The 13,999-nt window shown below is 67.5% G+C and carries 17 protein-coding genes and 1 rRNA gene; 10 read left to right on the forward strand and 8 right to left on the reverse strand.

Annotated features, from left to right (window positions below; genetic code table 11):
- The 3 genes from BLP62_RS09740 to BLP62_RS09750 form a co-directional block, all read right to left on the reverse strand.
- A 16S ribosomal RNA gene (locus tag BLP62_RS09740) occupies positions 1 to 60 on the reverse strand; the annotation flags it as partial.
- Positions 61 to 163: 103 nt separating this feature from the next.
- Positions 164 to 634, reverse strand: coding sequence for a transcriptional regulator NrdR (gene nrdR, locus BLP62_RS09745; RefSeq protein WP_093008158.1), 471 nt, complete (start codon positions 632 to 634; stop codon positions 164 to 166).
- The gene (locus BLP62_RS09750) at positions 631 to 1,338 is read right to left on the reverse strand and encodes an SDR family NAD(P)-dependent oxidoreductase (protein WP_093008160.1); all 708 of its coding nucleotides are present in this window, start codon (positions 1,336 to 1,338) and stop codon (positions 631 to 633) included. The genes nrdR and BLP62_RS09750 overlap by 4 nt, the downstream gene beginning before the upstream one ends.
- A gap of 29 nt (positions 1,339 to 1,367) precedes the next feature.
- Between BLP62_RS09750 and BLP62_RS09755 the strand changes: the two genes are divergently transcribed.
- Positions 1,368 to 1,847, forward strand: coding sequence for a macro domain-containing protein (locus BLP62_RS09755; protein WP_093008162.1), 480 nt, complete (start codon positions 1,368 to 1,370; stop codon positions 1,845 to 1,847).
- On the opposite strand, the gene BLP62_RS09760 is transcribed toward BLP62_RS09755, so the two are convergent.
- Positions 1,844 to 2,716, reverse strand: a complete 873-nt coding sequence (locus BLP62_RS09760; protein ID WP_093008164.1) for a putative Ig domain-containing protein — start codon at positions 2,714 to 2,716, stop codon at positions 1,844 to 1,846. The genes BLP62_RS09755 and BLP62_RS09760 overlap by 4 nt on opposite strands.
- Positions 2,717 to 2,746: 30 nt before the next feature.
- Between BLP62_RS09760 and dcd the strand changes: the two genes are divergently transcribed.
- From dcd to trmH, 5 genes are read left to right on the forward strand one after another with little or no spacing between them, the layout of a single operon-like run.
- Positions 2,747 to 3,292 (forward strand): dCTP deaminase, encoded by a 546-nt coding sequence (gene dcd / locus BLP62_RS09765; protein ID WP_093008166.1) that lies wholly within the window; start codon positions 2,747 to 2,749, stop codon positions 3,290 to 3,292.
- 3 nt (positions 3,293 to 3,295) lie between these two features.
- Positions 3,296 to 3,898, forward strand: coding sequence for a peptidylprolyl isomerase (locus BLP62_RS09770; RefSeq protein ID WP_093008167.1), 603 nt, complete (start codon positions 3,296 to 3,298; stop codon positions 3,896 to 3,898).
- Positions 3,895 to 4,974 carry an ATP phosphoribosyltransferase regulatory subunit gene (locus BLP62_RS09775; protein ID WP_093008169.1) on the forward strand — a complete coding sequence of 360 codons (1,080 nt, stop codon included), beginning with the start codon at positions 3,895 to 3,897 and terminating at the stop codon, positions 4,972 to 4,974. Before BLP62_RS09770 ends, BLP62_RS09775 begins: the two co-directional genes overlap by 4 nt.
- Entirely contained in the window at positions 4,971 to 5,591 is a 621-nt protein-coding gene (gene hisG, locus BLP62_RS09780; protein ID WP_093008171.1) for an ATP phosphoribosyltransferase, read from the forward strand. Before BLP62_RS09775 ends, hisG begins: the two co-directional genes overlap by 4 nt.
- On the forward strand, positions 5,588 to 6,172 hold the full coding sequence (gene trmH, locus BLP62_RS09785; RefSeq protein WP_093008173.1) for a tRNA (guanosine(18)-2'-O)-methyltransferase TrmH: 585 nt from the start codon (positions 5,588 to 5,590) through the stop codon (positions 6,170 to 6,172). Before hisG ends, trmH begins: the two co-directional genes overlap by 4 nt.
- On the opposite strand, the gene BLP62_RS09790 is transcribed toward trmH, so the two are convergent.
- Complete coding sequence (locus BLP62_RS09790; protein ID WP_093008175.1) at positions 6,162 to 7,115, reverse strand: branched-chain amino acid transaminase; 954 nt, start codon at positions 7,113 to 7,115, stop codon at positions 6,162 to 6,164. The genes trmH and BLP62_RS09790 overlap by 11 nt on opposite strands.
- A complete protein-coding gene (locus tag BLP62_RS09795) occupies positions 7,102 to 8,049 on the reverse strand; it encodes a hydrogen peroxide-inducible genes activator (protein WP_093008177.1) in 948 nt (315 codons plus the stop codon). Before BLP62_RS09795 ends, BLP62_RS09790 begins: the two co-directional genes overlap by 14 nt.
- A 100-nt stretch (positions 8,050 to 8,149) precedes the next feature.
- On the opposite strand from BLP62_RS09795, the gene BLP62_RS09800 reads away from it, so the two are divergent.
- Entirely contained in the window at positions 8,150 to 9,058 is a 909-nt protein-coding gene (locus BLP62_RS09800) for a manganese catalase family protein (protein WP_093008179.1), read from the forward strand.
- Between the two features lie 3 nt (positions 9,059 to 9,061).
- Here the strand turns inward: BLP62_RS09800 and dprA are convergent, their stop codons facing one another.
- A complete protein-coding gene (dprA, locus tag BLP62_RS09805) occupies positions 9,062 to 10,063 on the reverse strand; it encodes a DNA-processing protein DprA (RefSeq protein ID WP_093008181.1) in 1,002 nt (333 codons plus the stop codon).
- An 81-nt stretch (positions 10,064 to 10,144) separates the two neighbouring features.
- Here dprA and era point away from each other — a divergent pair, with 81 nt between their 5' ends.
- The 3 genes from era to BLP62_RS09820 are packed head-to-tail and all read left to right on the forward strand — an operon-like array spanning position 10,145 to position 12,786.
- On the forward strand, positions 10,145 to 11,050 hold the full coding sequence (gene era / locus BLP62_RS09810) for a GTPase Era (RefSeq protein WP_093008182.1): 906 nt from the start codon (positions 10,145 to 10,147) through the stop codon (positions 11,048 to 11,050).
- Positions 11,051 to 11,094: 44 nt separating this feature from the next.
- Entirely contained in the window at positions 11,095 to 11,976 is an 882-nt protein-coding gene (locus BLP62_RS09815; protein WP_093008184.1) for an acyltransferase, read from the forward strand.
- Entirely contained in the window at positions 11,977 to 12,786 is an 810-nt protein-coding gene (locus tag BLP62_RS09820; RefSeq protein WP_093008186.1) for a HesA/MoeB/ThiF family protein, read from the forward strand.
- 39 nt (positions 12,787 to 12,825) lie between these two features.
- Here the strand turns inward: BLP62_RS09820 and BLP62_RS09825 are convergent, their stop codons facing one another.
- On the reverse strand, positions 12,826 to 13,956 hold the full coding sequence (locus BLP62_RS09825) for a citrate synthase/methylcitrate synthase (RefSeq protein ID WP_093008187.1): 1,131 nt from the start codon (positions 13,954 to 13,956) through the stop codon (positions 12,826 to 12,828).
- Between the last annotated feature and the right edge of the window lie 43 nt (positions 13,957 to 13,999).

A 13,999-nucleotide genomic window follows, 5' to 3' on the forward strand; every position in this document is an offset into this window, starting at 1 on the left:
TTGCATGTCTTAGGCACGCCGCCAGCGTTCACCCTGAGCCAGGATCAAACTCTCCAAAGAAAAACGCCTAAAAGGCGTTGGGTGCTTGCGTTTGGGTCTTGCGCTCTCCCCTTTTCAAGATCCCCCTGCTTGGGCCTTCGCCCGCGCAGCAAAAGCCATCCTATCAAGCCCCCTCCTTTTTGTCAACGGGGGGGAGCTCGGAGAGGCGGCGGATCTCCTCAATGAAGCGCTCCACCGAGTCAAACTCCCGGTAGACGGAGGCGAAGCGGATGTAGGCCACGTGGTCCAGCTCCTTGAGGAAGGCCATGGCCTTGAGGCCGATCTCCTCCGAGGAGATCTCCGGGCCTGGCACTTGGTCCTCAAAGGTGTAGGCGAAGCGCTTGAGGACCTCCCGGTCCACGGGACGCTTCTCGCAGGCGAGGAGAAGGCCCCTTAGGAGCTTGTCGGGGTTGAAGGGCTCTTTGCGGCCGTCCCGCTTGAGGACCATAAGGGGCTCAAGCTGGGTGCGCTCGTAGGTGGTGAAGCGGCGGCCGCAGGAGGGGCACTCCCGCCTCCGGCGAATGGCGGCCCCTTCGTCGGAGGGCCTCGAGTCCACCACCCGGGTGTCGGGGTGGCCGCAGTAGGGGCACTTCACGGCACTTCCCGGAGCATCTCGTAGACCTCGGGGGAAAGGGGCGGTTCGGGGAGCTGCACCTCCAGCACCACCCCCCGCACCCCCTCGGCCACCATGGACCCAAGGGCCAAGGCCGCCCGCACCAGGGCCTGATCGTAGGCCTCCCCCACGGGGTCGCGGGAGGGCACCACGCCGTTGACCCGCACCCCCGGGAAGGTGCGGCTCGCCCCCTCAATGAGCCCTTCCACGGCCTTGCGCACGGAGAGGGTGTGGGGCTCCATGCGCGCCGCGGGGGGCAGGACCAGGGTCACGAAGCCCCCTCCGGCCAGGTGGCGGAGGCCCTGCTGGAGGACGTAGAGGCTGGACTTCACGTCCTGGCTCATGAGGTCGTACCACTCCCCCTCCAGAAGCTCCACGAAGGGCGTCTTGCTCTCGGCAACGGTCACGTGGACGATGCCGTCCAACAGGCCGAAGAGCTCCTCCACCTTTTCAAAGGTGGTGGTGACGTCCAAGACCACGCTCATGTCCCCGCGGATGGGGATGGCCGTGGCCCCCAGGGCCTCCACCTCCGAGGCCACGGAGGTGGCGAGCTCCACGTCCGGGTCCACCGCCACCACCGTGGCCCCGTTCCTGCCGTAGCCGTGGGCGATGGCCCGGCCGAAGCCCCGGCCCGCCCCGGTGACCATCACGATCCGCCCCTCGAGGCCCAATAGGTCCCGTGACATCAGGCCCATTGTACGGTGAAAATAAGGGCATGGCGCGAATCCGCGTGGCCCAAGGGGACATCACCGGGTTCCAAGGGGACGCCATCGTCAACGCCGCCAACAACCACCTGAAGCTGGGGGCCGGGGTGGCGGGGGCCATCCTCCGGAAGGGCGGCCCCTCCATCCAGGAGGAGTGCGACCGCATCGGCAAGATCCGGGTGGGGGAGGCGGCGGTCACGGGGGCGGGGAACCTCCCGGTGCGCTACGTGATCCACGCCGCCGTCCTGGGGGACGAGCCCGCGAGCCTGGAGACGGTGCGCAAGGCCACGAAAAGCGCCCTGGAGAAGGCGGTGGAGCTCGGCTTGAAGACCGTGGCCTTTCCCCTTTTGGGCACCGGGGTGGGAGGGCTTCCCGTGGAGGCCGTGGCCCGGGTGATGCTGGAGGAGATCAAGAAGGCCCCGGACACCCTCGAGGTCACCCTCTACGGCTACCGCGAGGAGGACGCCGAGGCCATCCGCCGGGCGCTTTAGGGGGCCCTTTCTTCCCCGGGCGCTTGCCCTTCGCCTCCGCCCGGGGCCTCGGGGGAGGGGGTCTGGGCCTTGGAAAAGTACCCCTGGGCGAGAAGCCTGAGGTCGGCCTCCCCCACCCGGCCGTCCCCGTCCAGGTCCCCCTTGCCCTCCTTGCCCCAGTTCTGGGCCAGCTCCAGCAGGCTGGAGAAGGGCTTCCCTCGGGAAAGGGGCTGGCCCAGGGGCTTCCCCTCCTTGTCGTAGAAGACCACCTGGGGGGAAAGCCTCGGGGTGAGGGGCTTTTTGGGGGTAAGGAGGAGGCGGAAGGCCTCCTGGTCCTTCACGGGCTTGGCGAAGGCCATGTCCAGCCGCAAAAGCCCCGTGGCCGGGTCGTAGTCCAGGAGGTGGGCGGGGCTTAGGGCCTTGAGGCTTGCGGGGTCGGGCTCGAGGTCGGCGAGGCGCACCTCCAGCTGGAAGCCCACCGCCTCCCGCCCCTCCACCCGGGCGAGGAGGAGGAAGGGCCCTTCCACCTGGGCCGGGGGGAGGACGAGGGCTAGCCTCGGCGGGGGCGGGTCGGAGACGGTGAGGGTGAGCTTCTGGGCGCGGCTATTCTTGGCGGCGTCCTCCACGGTGAGGACGAGGGGGAAGCTTCCCTTCTCCTTGGGCACCCCGCTGATCCGCCCTCCCTGGAAGGCGAGCCCCTCGGGGAGCTTCCCGTCCAGGCTGAAGCGGTAGGGCCGCACCCCTCCTTCGGCGGCGAGGCTTGCGCTATAGGGCTCGCCGAGGTAGGCGGGAGGGAGGCCCGTGGCGGTGAGGCGCAGGGGGTCTACTGTCCCCACGTCCTGGGCGCCGCAGGCGGCGAGGAGGAGGGCCAGGGGCCAGAGCTTCCGCATAGGGCCAGTCTAGCGGGTATAGTTGAGGGCATGGTGAAGCCGGACTGGTGGATCCGGGAGATGGCGCGAAAGGGCATGATTGAGCCCTTTGAGGAAAGGCTCGTGCGGGAAGGGGTCATCAGCTACGGCCTTTCCTCCTTCGGCTACGACCTCCGGGCCGCCCCGGAGTGGAAGATCTTCACCAACGTCTTCTCCACGGTGGTGGACCCCAAGAACTTTGACCCCAAAAGCTTCGTGGAGTACGAGGGGGAGGAGGTGATCATCCCCCCCAACTCCTTCGCCCTCACCCGGAGCGTGGAGTACATCCGCATGCCGGAGAACGTGATCGCCATCGCCCTGGGCAAGAGCACCTACGCCCGGTGCGGCATCGTGGCCAACGTCACCCCCCTGGAGCCGGGCTGGGAAGGCCACGTCACCCTGGAGATCTCCAACACCACCCCCCTTCCCGCCAAGGTCTACGCCGGGGAGGGCATCGTCCAGCTCCTCTTCCTGGAGGGCCCCCGCCCCGAGGTCACCTACCGGGACCGCAAGGGCAAGTACCAGGGGCAAAGGGGCATCACCCTGCCCAGGGTGTAGGCTATGGGCGTGCGCCTCCTCTTCCTCCTCTTGGTCCTCCTCAGCGCCTGCAAGGGTGAGAGCATGAAGCCCCTTCCCTACCTCTCGGAAACCCCCGTGCGCGCCTTCGCCGCCCCCAGGCCCGTGCTGGAGCCGGGCAAGGACTACTACGCCCGGCTCAAAACCACCAAGGGGGAGATCCTCCTGGACCTCCTGGAAAAGGAGGCCCCCAACACGGTGAACTCCTTCGTCTTCCTGGCCCTTCACCGCTACTTTGAGGGGCTGGACTGGCACCGGGTGATCCCGGGCTTCGTGGCCCAGACCGGGGACCCCACGGGCACGGGCCGGGGCGGACCCGGCTACGCCTTCGGCCTGGAGATCGCCCCGGGGCTGGCCTTTGACCGGGAAGGCATGGTGGGCATGGCCCGCACCCAGGACCCCAACTCCAACGGGAGCCAGTTCTTCATCACCCTGGGGCCCGCCCCCCACCTCACCGGGCAGTACACCCTCTTCGCCAAGGTGGTGGAGGGGATGGAGGTGGCGAGGCGCCTCGCCCCCACGGAAGGCCCCTCGGCCACGGGGGCGAAGGACAAGCTCCTGGCGGTGGAGATCCTGGTCAAGGAATGATCCCCGAAGGCACCCGCTTCCTCCTGCCCCCCGAGGCCAGGCTCAAGGCCGAGGTGGTGGGGAAGCTCCAGCACCTCTTCCGGCGCCACGGCTACGAGCCCGTGGAGCTTCCCGCCTTGGAGCTTTACGACCCCGACCATCCCCTGGCGGAAAGGGCCTTCAAGCTGGTGGACAAGACGGGGGAGGTCCTGGCCTTGAGGAGCGAGTTCACCACCCTCCTCGCCAAGCTCCTCCGGGCCCACCTGGGGGAGGGCGTGCACCGCTTCCAGTACGCCGGGGCCCTGTGGCTCAGGGAGGCGGACGCGGAGCTTGGGCGCCTTCGGGAGTACACCCAGGTGGGCCTGGAGCTTTTGGGGGCCACGGGGCCCTTGGCGGACGCCGAGGTGCTGGAGCTCGCCTTCGCCGCCCTCGAGGCCTTGGGGGTCCAGGGGGAGGTGGAGGTGGGCCTGCCGAGCCTCGTGGGAGAAGTGCTCAAGGCCTCGGGGCTTCCCGAGCCCCTGCAAAGGCGGGCGCAGCAGGCCATCCACCGCAAAAACCTCCCCGAGCTTAAGGGGCTTCTCGCCCAGCATCCGGTGCCCCCGGAGGCGCAAAAGGCCCTCCTCGCCCTCCCCGACCTCTACGGCGGGCAGGAGGTCTTGAAGGAGGCGCGGGGCCTTCCTCTCCCCCCCAAGGCCCAAGAGGCCCTCGCCCAGCTGGAGAGGACCCTGGACCTCCTGGGAAGGCCCGTCCTCCTGGACCTGGGCATGGCCCGGCGCTACGAGTACTACTCGGGGATCTTCTTCCGGGCCTACACCCCGGGGTTCGGCCTCCCCCTCCTCGGGGGGGGGCGGTACGACGGGGCCCTACTCCCCAAGGCCGCGGGCTTTGCCTTAGGGGTGGAGCGGCTTCTTGAGGCCTTGAGGTTTCCCAAGGAGGAAGCGGCCCCCGAGGTCTTGGCCCTGGACCTCAAGGCCCTTCGCCGCTTCGCCCGGGAGAAGCGCACGGAGCTTTTCCACGGGGAGGACCCCGTGGCCTACGCCCGAAGGCGCGGCATCCCCTTCCTCGCCCGGGGGGAGGAGATCTGGAGGGTGGAATGAGGCGCTTCGCCCTCACCGTGGCCCTGCCCAAGGGGCGGATCTTCCAGGAGGCCTACGAGGTCCTGAAGCGGGCCGGGCTGGACCTCCCCGAGGTGGAGGGGGAGAGGACCCTCCTCCACGGGAAGGAGGGGGGCGTGGCCCTTCTGGAGCTTCGCAACAAGGACGTCCCCGTCTACGTGGACCTGGGCATCGCCGAGGTGGGCGTGGTGGGGAAGGACGTGCTCCTGGACTCGGGAAGGGACCTCTTTGAGCCCGTGGACTTAGGCTTTGGGGCCTGCCGGCTCTCCCTCATCAGGCGCCCCGGGGATACGGGGCCCATCCGCCGCATCGCCACCAAGTACCCGAACTTCACCGCGAGGCTCCTCAAGGAAAGGGGCTGGGCGGCGGACGTGGTGGAGCTTTCCGGGAACATTGAGCTCGCCGCGGTCACCGGTCTCGCCGACGCCGTGGTGGACGTGGTGCAGACGGGGGCCACCCTGAGGGCAGCGGGGCTTATGGAGGTGGAGGTCCTCGCCCACTCCACGGCGAGGCTTGTGGTGAACCGGCAGGCCCTCAAGCTCAAGCGGGCGGTCCTCAAGCCCTTGATCCAGAGGCTAAGGGAGCTTTCCCGATCATGAGGGAACGCACGGAGGCGCGGAGACGAAGGATAGAGGAGGTCTTAAGGAAGAGGCAGCCCGACCTCACCGTCCTCTTGGAGAATGTCCACAAGCCCCATAACCTCTCCGCCATCCTGCGCACCTGCGACGCCGTGGGGGTCCTCGAGGCCCACGCGGTGAACCCCACGGGAGGCGTGCCCACCTTCAACGAGACCAGCGGGGGCAGCCACAAGTGGGTCTACCTCCGGGTCCACCCCGACATCCGCGAGGCCTTCCGCCACCTGCGGGCAAGGGACTTTAGGGTCTACGCCACCGCCCTCCGGGAGGACGCCCAGGACTTCCGCGAGGTGGACTACACCAAGCCCACCTGCGTCCTCCTAGGGGCGGAGAAGTGGGGGGTTTCCGAGGAGGCCTTGGCCCTTTCGGACGGGGCCATCAAGATCCCCATGCTGGGCATGGTGCAAAGCCTGAACGTCTCTGTGGCGGCCGCCGTGATCCTCTTTGAGGCGCAAAGGCAAAGGCTCAAGGCGGGGCTTTACGAAAGGCCCCGCCTGGACCCTGCGCTTTACCAAAAAATCCTTGAGGACTGGCTCAGGAAGTGACGTAGGTGAGCCAGCCCTCGTACTCGGGGCGCTTTCCGGTGGCGGCCTCGAGGTAGACCTCCCGGAGCTTCAAGGTGATGGGCCCCGCCGTCCCCGAGCCGATGGGGCGCCAGTCAATCATGGACACGGGAGTGACCTCGGCGGCCGTGCCGGTCATGAAGACCTCGTCCGCCATGTAGAGCTGGTCCCGGGTGGCCCGCACCACCTGGACCTCGTAGCCGAGGTCCTTGGCGATGCGGATCACCGAGTCCCGGGTGATGCCCTCCAGGTTCACCGAGTGCTCCAGGGCATAGATCACCCCGTCCCGCACGAAGAAGAGGTTCTCCCCGCTCCCCTCGGCCACGTAGCCTTCCTCGTCCAGAAGAAGCGCCTCGTCGGCCCCGGCGGCCACCGCCTCCATCTTGGCCAAGGCGCTGTTCACGTAGTTCCCCCCCACCTTGGCCTTGCCGGGCATCACGTTGGCAGGGAAGCGGGCCCAGGAGCTGGTGATGAGCCTGGCCCCCTTGCGCACCGCCTCCTCCCCCAGGTAGGCCCCCCACTCCCAGGCGGCCACCATCACCTCGGCGGGGTTGTTGGGCAAGGGGTTCACCCCCAGGGCCTTGGCCCCCATCCAGGCTAGGGGGCGGATATAGCAGCTCTTGTAGCCGTTTCGCCGCACCACCTCCTTGATGGCCTCCTCCAGCTCCTCCGGGGCGAAGGGGATCTCCATGCGGAGGACCTTGGCGGAGTTGTAGAAGCGCTTCACGTGCTCCTTCAGGCGGAAGATGGCCGGCCCCTTGGGGGTCTCGTAGGCCCGTATACCCTCAAAGACGCTGGTGCCGTAGTGGAGGGCGTGGCTTAGGACGCTGGTCTTGGCCTCCTCCTGGGGCAGGAAAGCCCCGTTCATCCAGATGAGCCCCGCCTTGATCTGGACGTCCCCACCCTTGGCCTCAGGTTTGGTCATGGCGAACCTCCGCCCCCATCATACCCCTTGCCCCCAACCCCGCTCCCTTGCGTAAGGCCTGGAAAAGCCGCCCCACCTCCTCCCCCAGGACCCTGGCCACCGGGGCCTTGAGGCTCCCCTCCCGCAGGAGGAGGTATACCGTGCGCCCCGCCCCCGGGGGGGCAAGGGGGCGCAGGTGGGCCCGCTTCGCCTCGGGAAGGGTCCAGAGGGCCACCTCGGGCAGGAAGGTAAGCCCCCCTACCCCTTCCACCAGGAGGATGAGGGTTTCCAAGTCGCCGCTTTGGAACTCCACATGCCGCTTTCCCAAGGTGGGGCGGCATACCGCCAGAACCTGCTCGCGGAAGCAGTGCCCCTCGGAGAGGACCCAGGTGTCCTCCAGGGGCACCTCCAGGGGGTGGATGGCCTCCCACCCGTAAAGGGGATGACGGGGGGAAACGTAGGCCAAAAAGGACTCCTCAAAGAGGGGCAGGGCCAAGAGGCCAGGGCCCTCCTCCCTCGTGCCCACAAGCCCAGCGTCCAAACGCCCCTCCTGAAGGCCTTCCAGGATGGCGGAGGTGAGCTCCTCCCGCACGCTGACCTCGAGGGCCGGGTAACGGGCCGTGAAACGGGGCAGCAAACGGGGAAGCAGGTAGGGGGCCAGGGTGGGGATCACCCCCACGCGAAAGGGGCCCTGGAAACAGCCCTCCTCCCCCCGGGCCAGGGCCCTCAGGCGCTCCACCTCCTCCAAAACCCTCCGGGCCTGGGCCACCACCGCCCGCCCCACCTCGGTGGGCCTTCCTTCCCGCCGGTTAAAAAGCCTCACCCCAAGCTCCTCCTCCAGCTTGCGGATCTGGACGCTTAGGGCGGGCTGGGTCAGGTAGACCCGCTCCGCCGCCCGGGTGAAACTCCCCTCCTCCGCCAGGGCCACCAGGTAGCGCAGCTGGTCCAGAGTCATAAATCCAGTTTATTTGCTGGGGCAAAAAGTTCTATTGGACTTATAGCGAGGCCCGCACTAGGGTGGGAGGTGCCTGGCCCAGCCAGGCAGGAGGTGAAGGATGTTTCTGAGGATCGACCGTCTGCAGATTGAGCTTCCCATGCCCAAGGAGCAGGACCCCAACGCCGCCGCCGCGGTGCAGGCCCTCCTGGGAGGGCGCTTCGGGGAGATGTCCACCCTGATGAACTACATGTACCAGTCCTTCAACTTCCGGGGGAAGAAGGCCCTGAAGCCCTACTACGACCTCGTTGCCAACATCGCCACCGAGGAGCTCGGGCACATTGAGCTGGTGGCGGCCACCATCAACAGCCTCCTGGCCAAGAACCCCGGGAAGGACCTGGAGGAGGGGGTGGACCCGGTACAGGCCCCCTTGGGCTATGCCAAGGACGTCCGCAACGTCGCCCACTTCATCGCCGGCGGGGCCAACAGCCTGGTCATGGGGGCCATGGGGGAGCACTGGCACGGGGAGTACGTCTTCACCAGCGGCAACCTGATCCTGGACCTCCTCCATAACTTCTTCCTGGAGGTAGCCGCCCGCACCCACAAGCTCCGGGTCTACGAGATGACCGATAACCCCGTGGCCCGGGAGATGATCGGCTACCTCCTGGTGCGGGGCGGGGTGCACGCCGCCGCCTACGGCAAGGCCCTGGAAAGCCTCACCGGGGTGGAAATGACCAAGATGCTCCCCATCCCCAGGATTGACAACAGCAAGATCCCCGAGGCCAAGAAGTACATGGACCTGGGCTTCCACCGCAACCTCTACCGCTTCAGCCCTGAGGACTACAAGGATGTAGGCCTGATCTGGCGGGGTGCTTCCCCCGAGGACGGCAGCGAGGTGGTGGTGGTGGACGGCCCGCCCACGGGGGGCCCCGTCTTTGACGCCGGCCACGACGCCGCCGAGTTCGCCCCCGAGTTCCACCCCGCTGAGCTCTACGAGATCGCCAAGAAGCTCTACGAGAAGGCCAAGTAAGCCCTAGCCTGGCCCGTAGCGCCCTCCCGGGAGGGCCCGGGCCAGGCCCTTTAGCTCCAGGAGGGTGAGGAGGGAAAGGACCCGTTCCGCCGGCATCCCCAAGGCCTGGGCCAAGGCCTCGGGGAGCGTCTCTCCCTCCTGGAGAAGGGCGTAAAGGGCCTCCTCCTCCGGGGAGAGGCCCGGGAGAGGCTTGGGCCTTGCGGCCACCCCCAGGTAGGAAAGGACGTCCTCGGCGGAGAGCACCGGGTAGGCCCCGTCCTGGATCAGCCGGTTCGCCCCCAAGGAGCGCTCGTCCGTGGGGCGGCCCGGCACCGCCAGCACCTCCTTGCCGAGCTCCAAGGCGTGGCGGGCGGTGATGAGGGCCCCAGAGTCCAGGGGGGCTTCCACCACGACCACTGCCCGGCAAAGCCCGGCGATGAGGCGGTTTCTCCGAGGGAAAAACTCGGGCCTGGGGCCTTCCCCAAAGGGGAACTCCGAGAGGAGGTCTATCCGCTGGGCCAGGGGGCGGTTTTCCGGGGGGTAGATCCGGTCCAAAGCGCTCCCCAGAACCCCCAGGGTCCGCCCACCCCCCTCCAAAGCCCCCAGGTGGGCCTCCCGGTCTATGCCCCGGGCGAGGCCCGAGACCACCCAAAGCCCGGCCTCGGCCAGTTCCCGGGCGAGCCTCCGGGCGAAGGCCAAGGCCCAAGGGGAGGCCCGGCGGGTGCCCACCAGGGCCACGGCCTTCCCCTCCTCGGGGAGCTCCCCTTTGAGGTAGAGGTGGGTGGGGGGCTGGGGAAGCGCCTTCAGCCCCTCGGGGAAGCCCTCTTCCCAGAGGCCCAGGAGGCGCACGCCCATGGCCTCGGCAAGGCGCCTTTCCCTTTCCGCCCGGGCCTCGGCCTCGCCGAGGTGCCGCCAGGCCTCGGGGAAGCGCTCCCTCAAAAAGCCCAGAGGGTCCCCCGACCCCAAGGCCTCCAAAAGCCGCTTGGGGCCGATTCCGGGGAGGAAAGCCAGGGCCAAGGGGTCCACGCCTGGAGTATACTGGAAGCCTTGGAAGGTCTGGCCCCTGCCCCAAAGGGCAAATCCCAAGGGCCGGGATCACCTGACACCATGGAAGAAAAGACTTACTCCGGGTTCGTGGCCATCGTGGGCAAGCCCAACGTGGGCAAGTCTACCCTCCTCAACAACCTCCTGGGGGTGAAGGTGGCCCCCATAAGCCCCCGCCCCCAGACCACCCGCAAGCGCCTCCGCGGGATCCTCACCGAGGGAAGGCGTCAGATCGTCTTCGTGGACACCCCGGGCCTCCACAAACCCATGGACGCCCTGGGGGAGTTTATGGACCAGGAGGTCTACGAGGCCCTAAGCGACGTGAACGCCGTGGTCTGGGTGGTGGACCTCCGCCACCCCCCGACCCCGGAGGACGAGCTGGTGGCCAAGGCCTTAAAGCCCCTCGTGGGGAAGGTGCCCATCCTCCTTGTGGGGAACAAGCTGGACGCCGCCAAGTACCCCGAGGAGGCGATGAAGGCCTACCATGAGCTTCTTCCCGAGGCCGAGCCCCGGATGCTTTCCGCCCTGGACGAAAGGCAGGTGGCCCAGCTCAAGGCGGACCTGCTCGCCCTCATGCCGGAAGGGTCCTTCTTCTACCCGGAGGACTACGCCAAGAGCGACCAGACCTTCGGGGAATGGGTGGCGGAGATCCTCCGGGAAGAGGCCATGAAGCGCCTCTGGCACGAGGTGCCCTACGCCATCGCCACCAAGGTGGAGGAGGTGGCGGAAAGGGAGAACGGGGTGCTTTACATCAAGGCCCTCCTCTACGTGGAGCGCCCCTCCCAAAAGGCCATCGTCATCGGCGAGGGCGGGCGGAAGATCAAGGAGATCGGTCAGGCCACGAGGAAGCAGCTCGAGGCCCTCCTTGGCAAGAAGGTGTACCTGGACCTCGAGGTCAAGGTCTACCCCGACTGGCGCAAGGACCCGGAGGCCCTGCGGGAGCTCGGCTACCGTTCCTCCGTAGGGTGAGGAAAGAGGCTGTATTCCCGGACGCGAGGGAGTAGCATAGGCCTATGCCCTGGCTTCTTCCCCGGGAGATCGCCCCCCTGCACCAAAAGGCCCTGGACCGCTACCTGGGTAGCCTCACGGAGAAGCTTTCCGACCCCAGCGTGGACCGGAACGCCTTGGTGCGGGAGGAGCTTGCCCGCCTCCTCTACGGCAGGCCCTATGAAGAGCTTTTGGAGGTGAACCCCCTGGCGGCCATGGGCCTAGACCCCGAGGGGATCACCTTTGAGGCGGAGTACTACGCCGCCACCGATTTGGAGAAGTTCCGGCGGGTCAAGCCCCTCCTCTGGTTCTGGAAGGTCCTGGACCTCACCCCCTTGGGCCAGTCGGTCCACTCCGGGGTGGCCATAAGGCGGGCCCTCGCCCCTTTCATCTTCAAGCGGGTGGGGAAAAACCCAAAGTTCTTTCAGAACGTGGAGTTCTCCGTGGGGTACAACCTGGAGCTGGGGGACGACGTGGTGGTGCACCGCTACGTCTTCCTGGACGACATCGGCGGGATCAAGATCGGGGACGGCACCTCCCTTTCCGATTACGTCAACGTCTACAGCCACACCCACCACATCCTGGCCTCCCCCGACGTGACCCTGAAGGAAACCATCATCGGAAGTGGGGTCCGCATCACCTACCACGCCACCGTCTTGGCGGGGGTACGCATCGGGGACGACGTCATGGTGGGCACCGGGGCCATCGTCACCAAGGACATTCCCCCCCACGCCATCGCCCTGGGCATCCCTGCAAGGCCCGTGCGCTACAAGGTGCGCCACGACTGCCCCTACTGCCGCAAGGGGGAGCCCCACCCCTCGGACCTCATCCCCAGGCTCCCCGACCGCAAGGGCAACCCCGACTACCCCGACTTCCTCCCCCCCGGCTTCGGCACCCGGGAGGCCTAGATGTGGACCAAGGAGGAGCTGGACCGCTACCACCGCCAGATGATCCTGCCCCAGGTGGGGCCCGAGGGGCAGGAAAGGCTCAAAAGGTCCTCCGTGGTCGTGGTGGGGGCGGGGGGCCTGGGGGTGCCCGTCCTCCAGTACCTGGTGGCCGCGGGGGTGGGACGGGTGGGCCTCGTGGAGATGGACCGGGTGGAGGTCTCCAACCTCCACCGCCAGGTGCTTTACACCACGGAGGACGTGGGCAAGCCCAAGGCCCTGGCGGCCAGGGAGCGCCTTCTGGCCCTGAACCCCCTGGTGGAGATCGTGGCCCATCCCGTGCGCCTCACCTCGGAAAACGCCCTGGAGATCCTTAGGCCCTACGACCTCATCGTGGACGCCTCGGACAACTTCCCCACCCGCTACCTGGTGAACGACGCCGCGGTATTCCTCAACAAGCCTCTGGTCTTCGGGGCCATCTACCAGTTTGACGGGCAGGTGGTCGTCTTCCACCACCCCACGGAGGAGGGGGAGATGGGGCCTTGCTACCGCTGCCTCTTCCCCAAGCCCCCGCCTCCGGGAAGCGTCCCCTCCTGCGCCGAGGCCGGGGTCTTCGGGGTCTTGCCGGGGGTGGTGGGAAGCCTCATGGCGGCGGAGGCCCTGAAGGTCCTCCTCGGCCTCGGGAAGCCCCTGGCGGGGCACCTCCTCCTCTACGATGCCCTGGAAGGGGCCTTCCGCAAGCTCAAAACGCGCCGCAACCCCGCCTGCCCCGTGTGCGGGGACCAGCCCACGCAGCGGGAGCTCATAGACTACGAGGCCTTCTGCGGCCTTTAAAAGGAAAACCCCCCGGCCGGGCCAGGGGGCAAGAAACCCCTAGCGGGCCTCGAGGGGCACGTAGGGCACGTCCAGCTCCCCGATGTACTTGGCGTCGGGGCGCAGGAGGCGGTTGTCCAGCTCCTTGTACTCCAGGATGTGCCCCACCCAGCCGGAGATGCGGGCCACGGCGAAGATGGGGGTGAAGAACTCCAGGCCAAAGCCCAGGTCGGAGTAGACCACCCCGGAGTAGAAGTCCACGTTGGGGTAGATGCCCCTGGGGTTCAGGACCTTCCCCGCCTCCTCCTCCACGATCTTCAGGATCTGGTACTCCGTGGAGTGGCCGTGCTTTTCCGCCACCAGCCGGGCCAGCCGCTCCAGCACCCCCGCCCTCGGGTCAAAGGCCTTGTACACCCGGTGGCCCATGCCCATGATGCGCTCCTTCCGGGCGAGCTTCTCCCGCACCCACTCCCGGGCCCTTTCCGGGGCGCCGATCTCCCGGATCATCTTCATGACCGCCTCGTTGGCCCCCCCGTGCCTCGGGCCCTTCAAGGAGGCCACGGCGGCGGTGATGGCCGAGTAGAGGTCGGTCTCCGTGGAGAAGGCGGCGATGGCGGTGAAGGTGCTGGCGTTGAAGCCGTGCTCGGCGTGCAGGATGAGGGCGGCGTCCATCAGGCGCTCCTGCTCGGGGGAAGGCTCCACCCCGTTCGCCATGTAGAGGAAGTTGGCGGCGTGGGAGAGGTCCTCCCGGGGCGGGATGGGCTCCTTGCCCTCCTTCAGGCGCTTGTTGGCGGCCACGATGGTGGCGAACTTGGCGATGAGGTCAAGGCCTTTATCGTAAAGGGCCTCCCGGGAGATGTCCCCCTCGGTGGGGTCCAGCATGCCGAGCTCGGAGACCGCGGTGCGGAGAAAGCTCATGGGGTGGGCCGAGGTGGGGTAGCGGCGGAAGGATTCCAGAAGGTGGTCCGGAAGGGTCCGCCGACGCGCCAGTTCCCCCTTGAAGGCCTCCAGCTCCTCTCGCCGCGGGAGTCTCCCGTGAAGCAGTAGGAAGGTGGTCTCCTCAAAGGTGCTCTTCTCCGCCAGCTCCTGGATGGGGATGCCGTAGTAGTAAAGCTTACCCGCCTCCCCGTCAATGAAGCACATCCGGCTTTCCGTGAAGAGAACGCCTTCCAAACCCCGTGCCACTTCCATAGCTCCTCCTTTTCCGCACCCCGAGGGTGCCTCCACCCCATCA

The organism is Thermus arciformis (genome assembly GCF_900102145.1).
GTDB classification, from domain to species: Bacteria; Deinococcota; Deinococci; order Deinococcales; family Thermaceae; genus Thermus; species Thermus arciformis.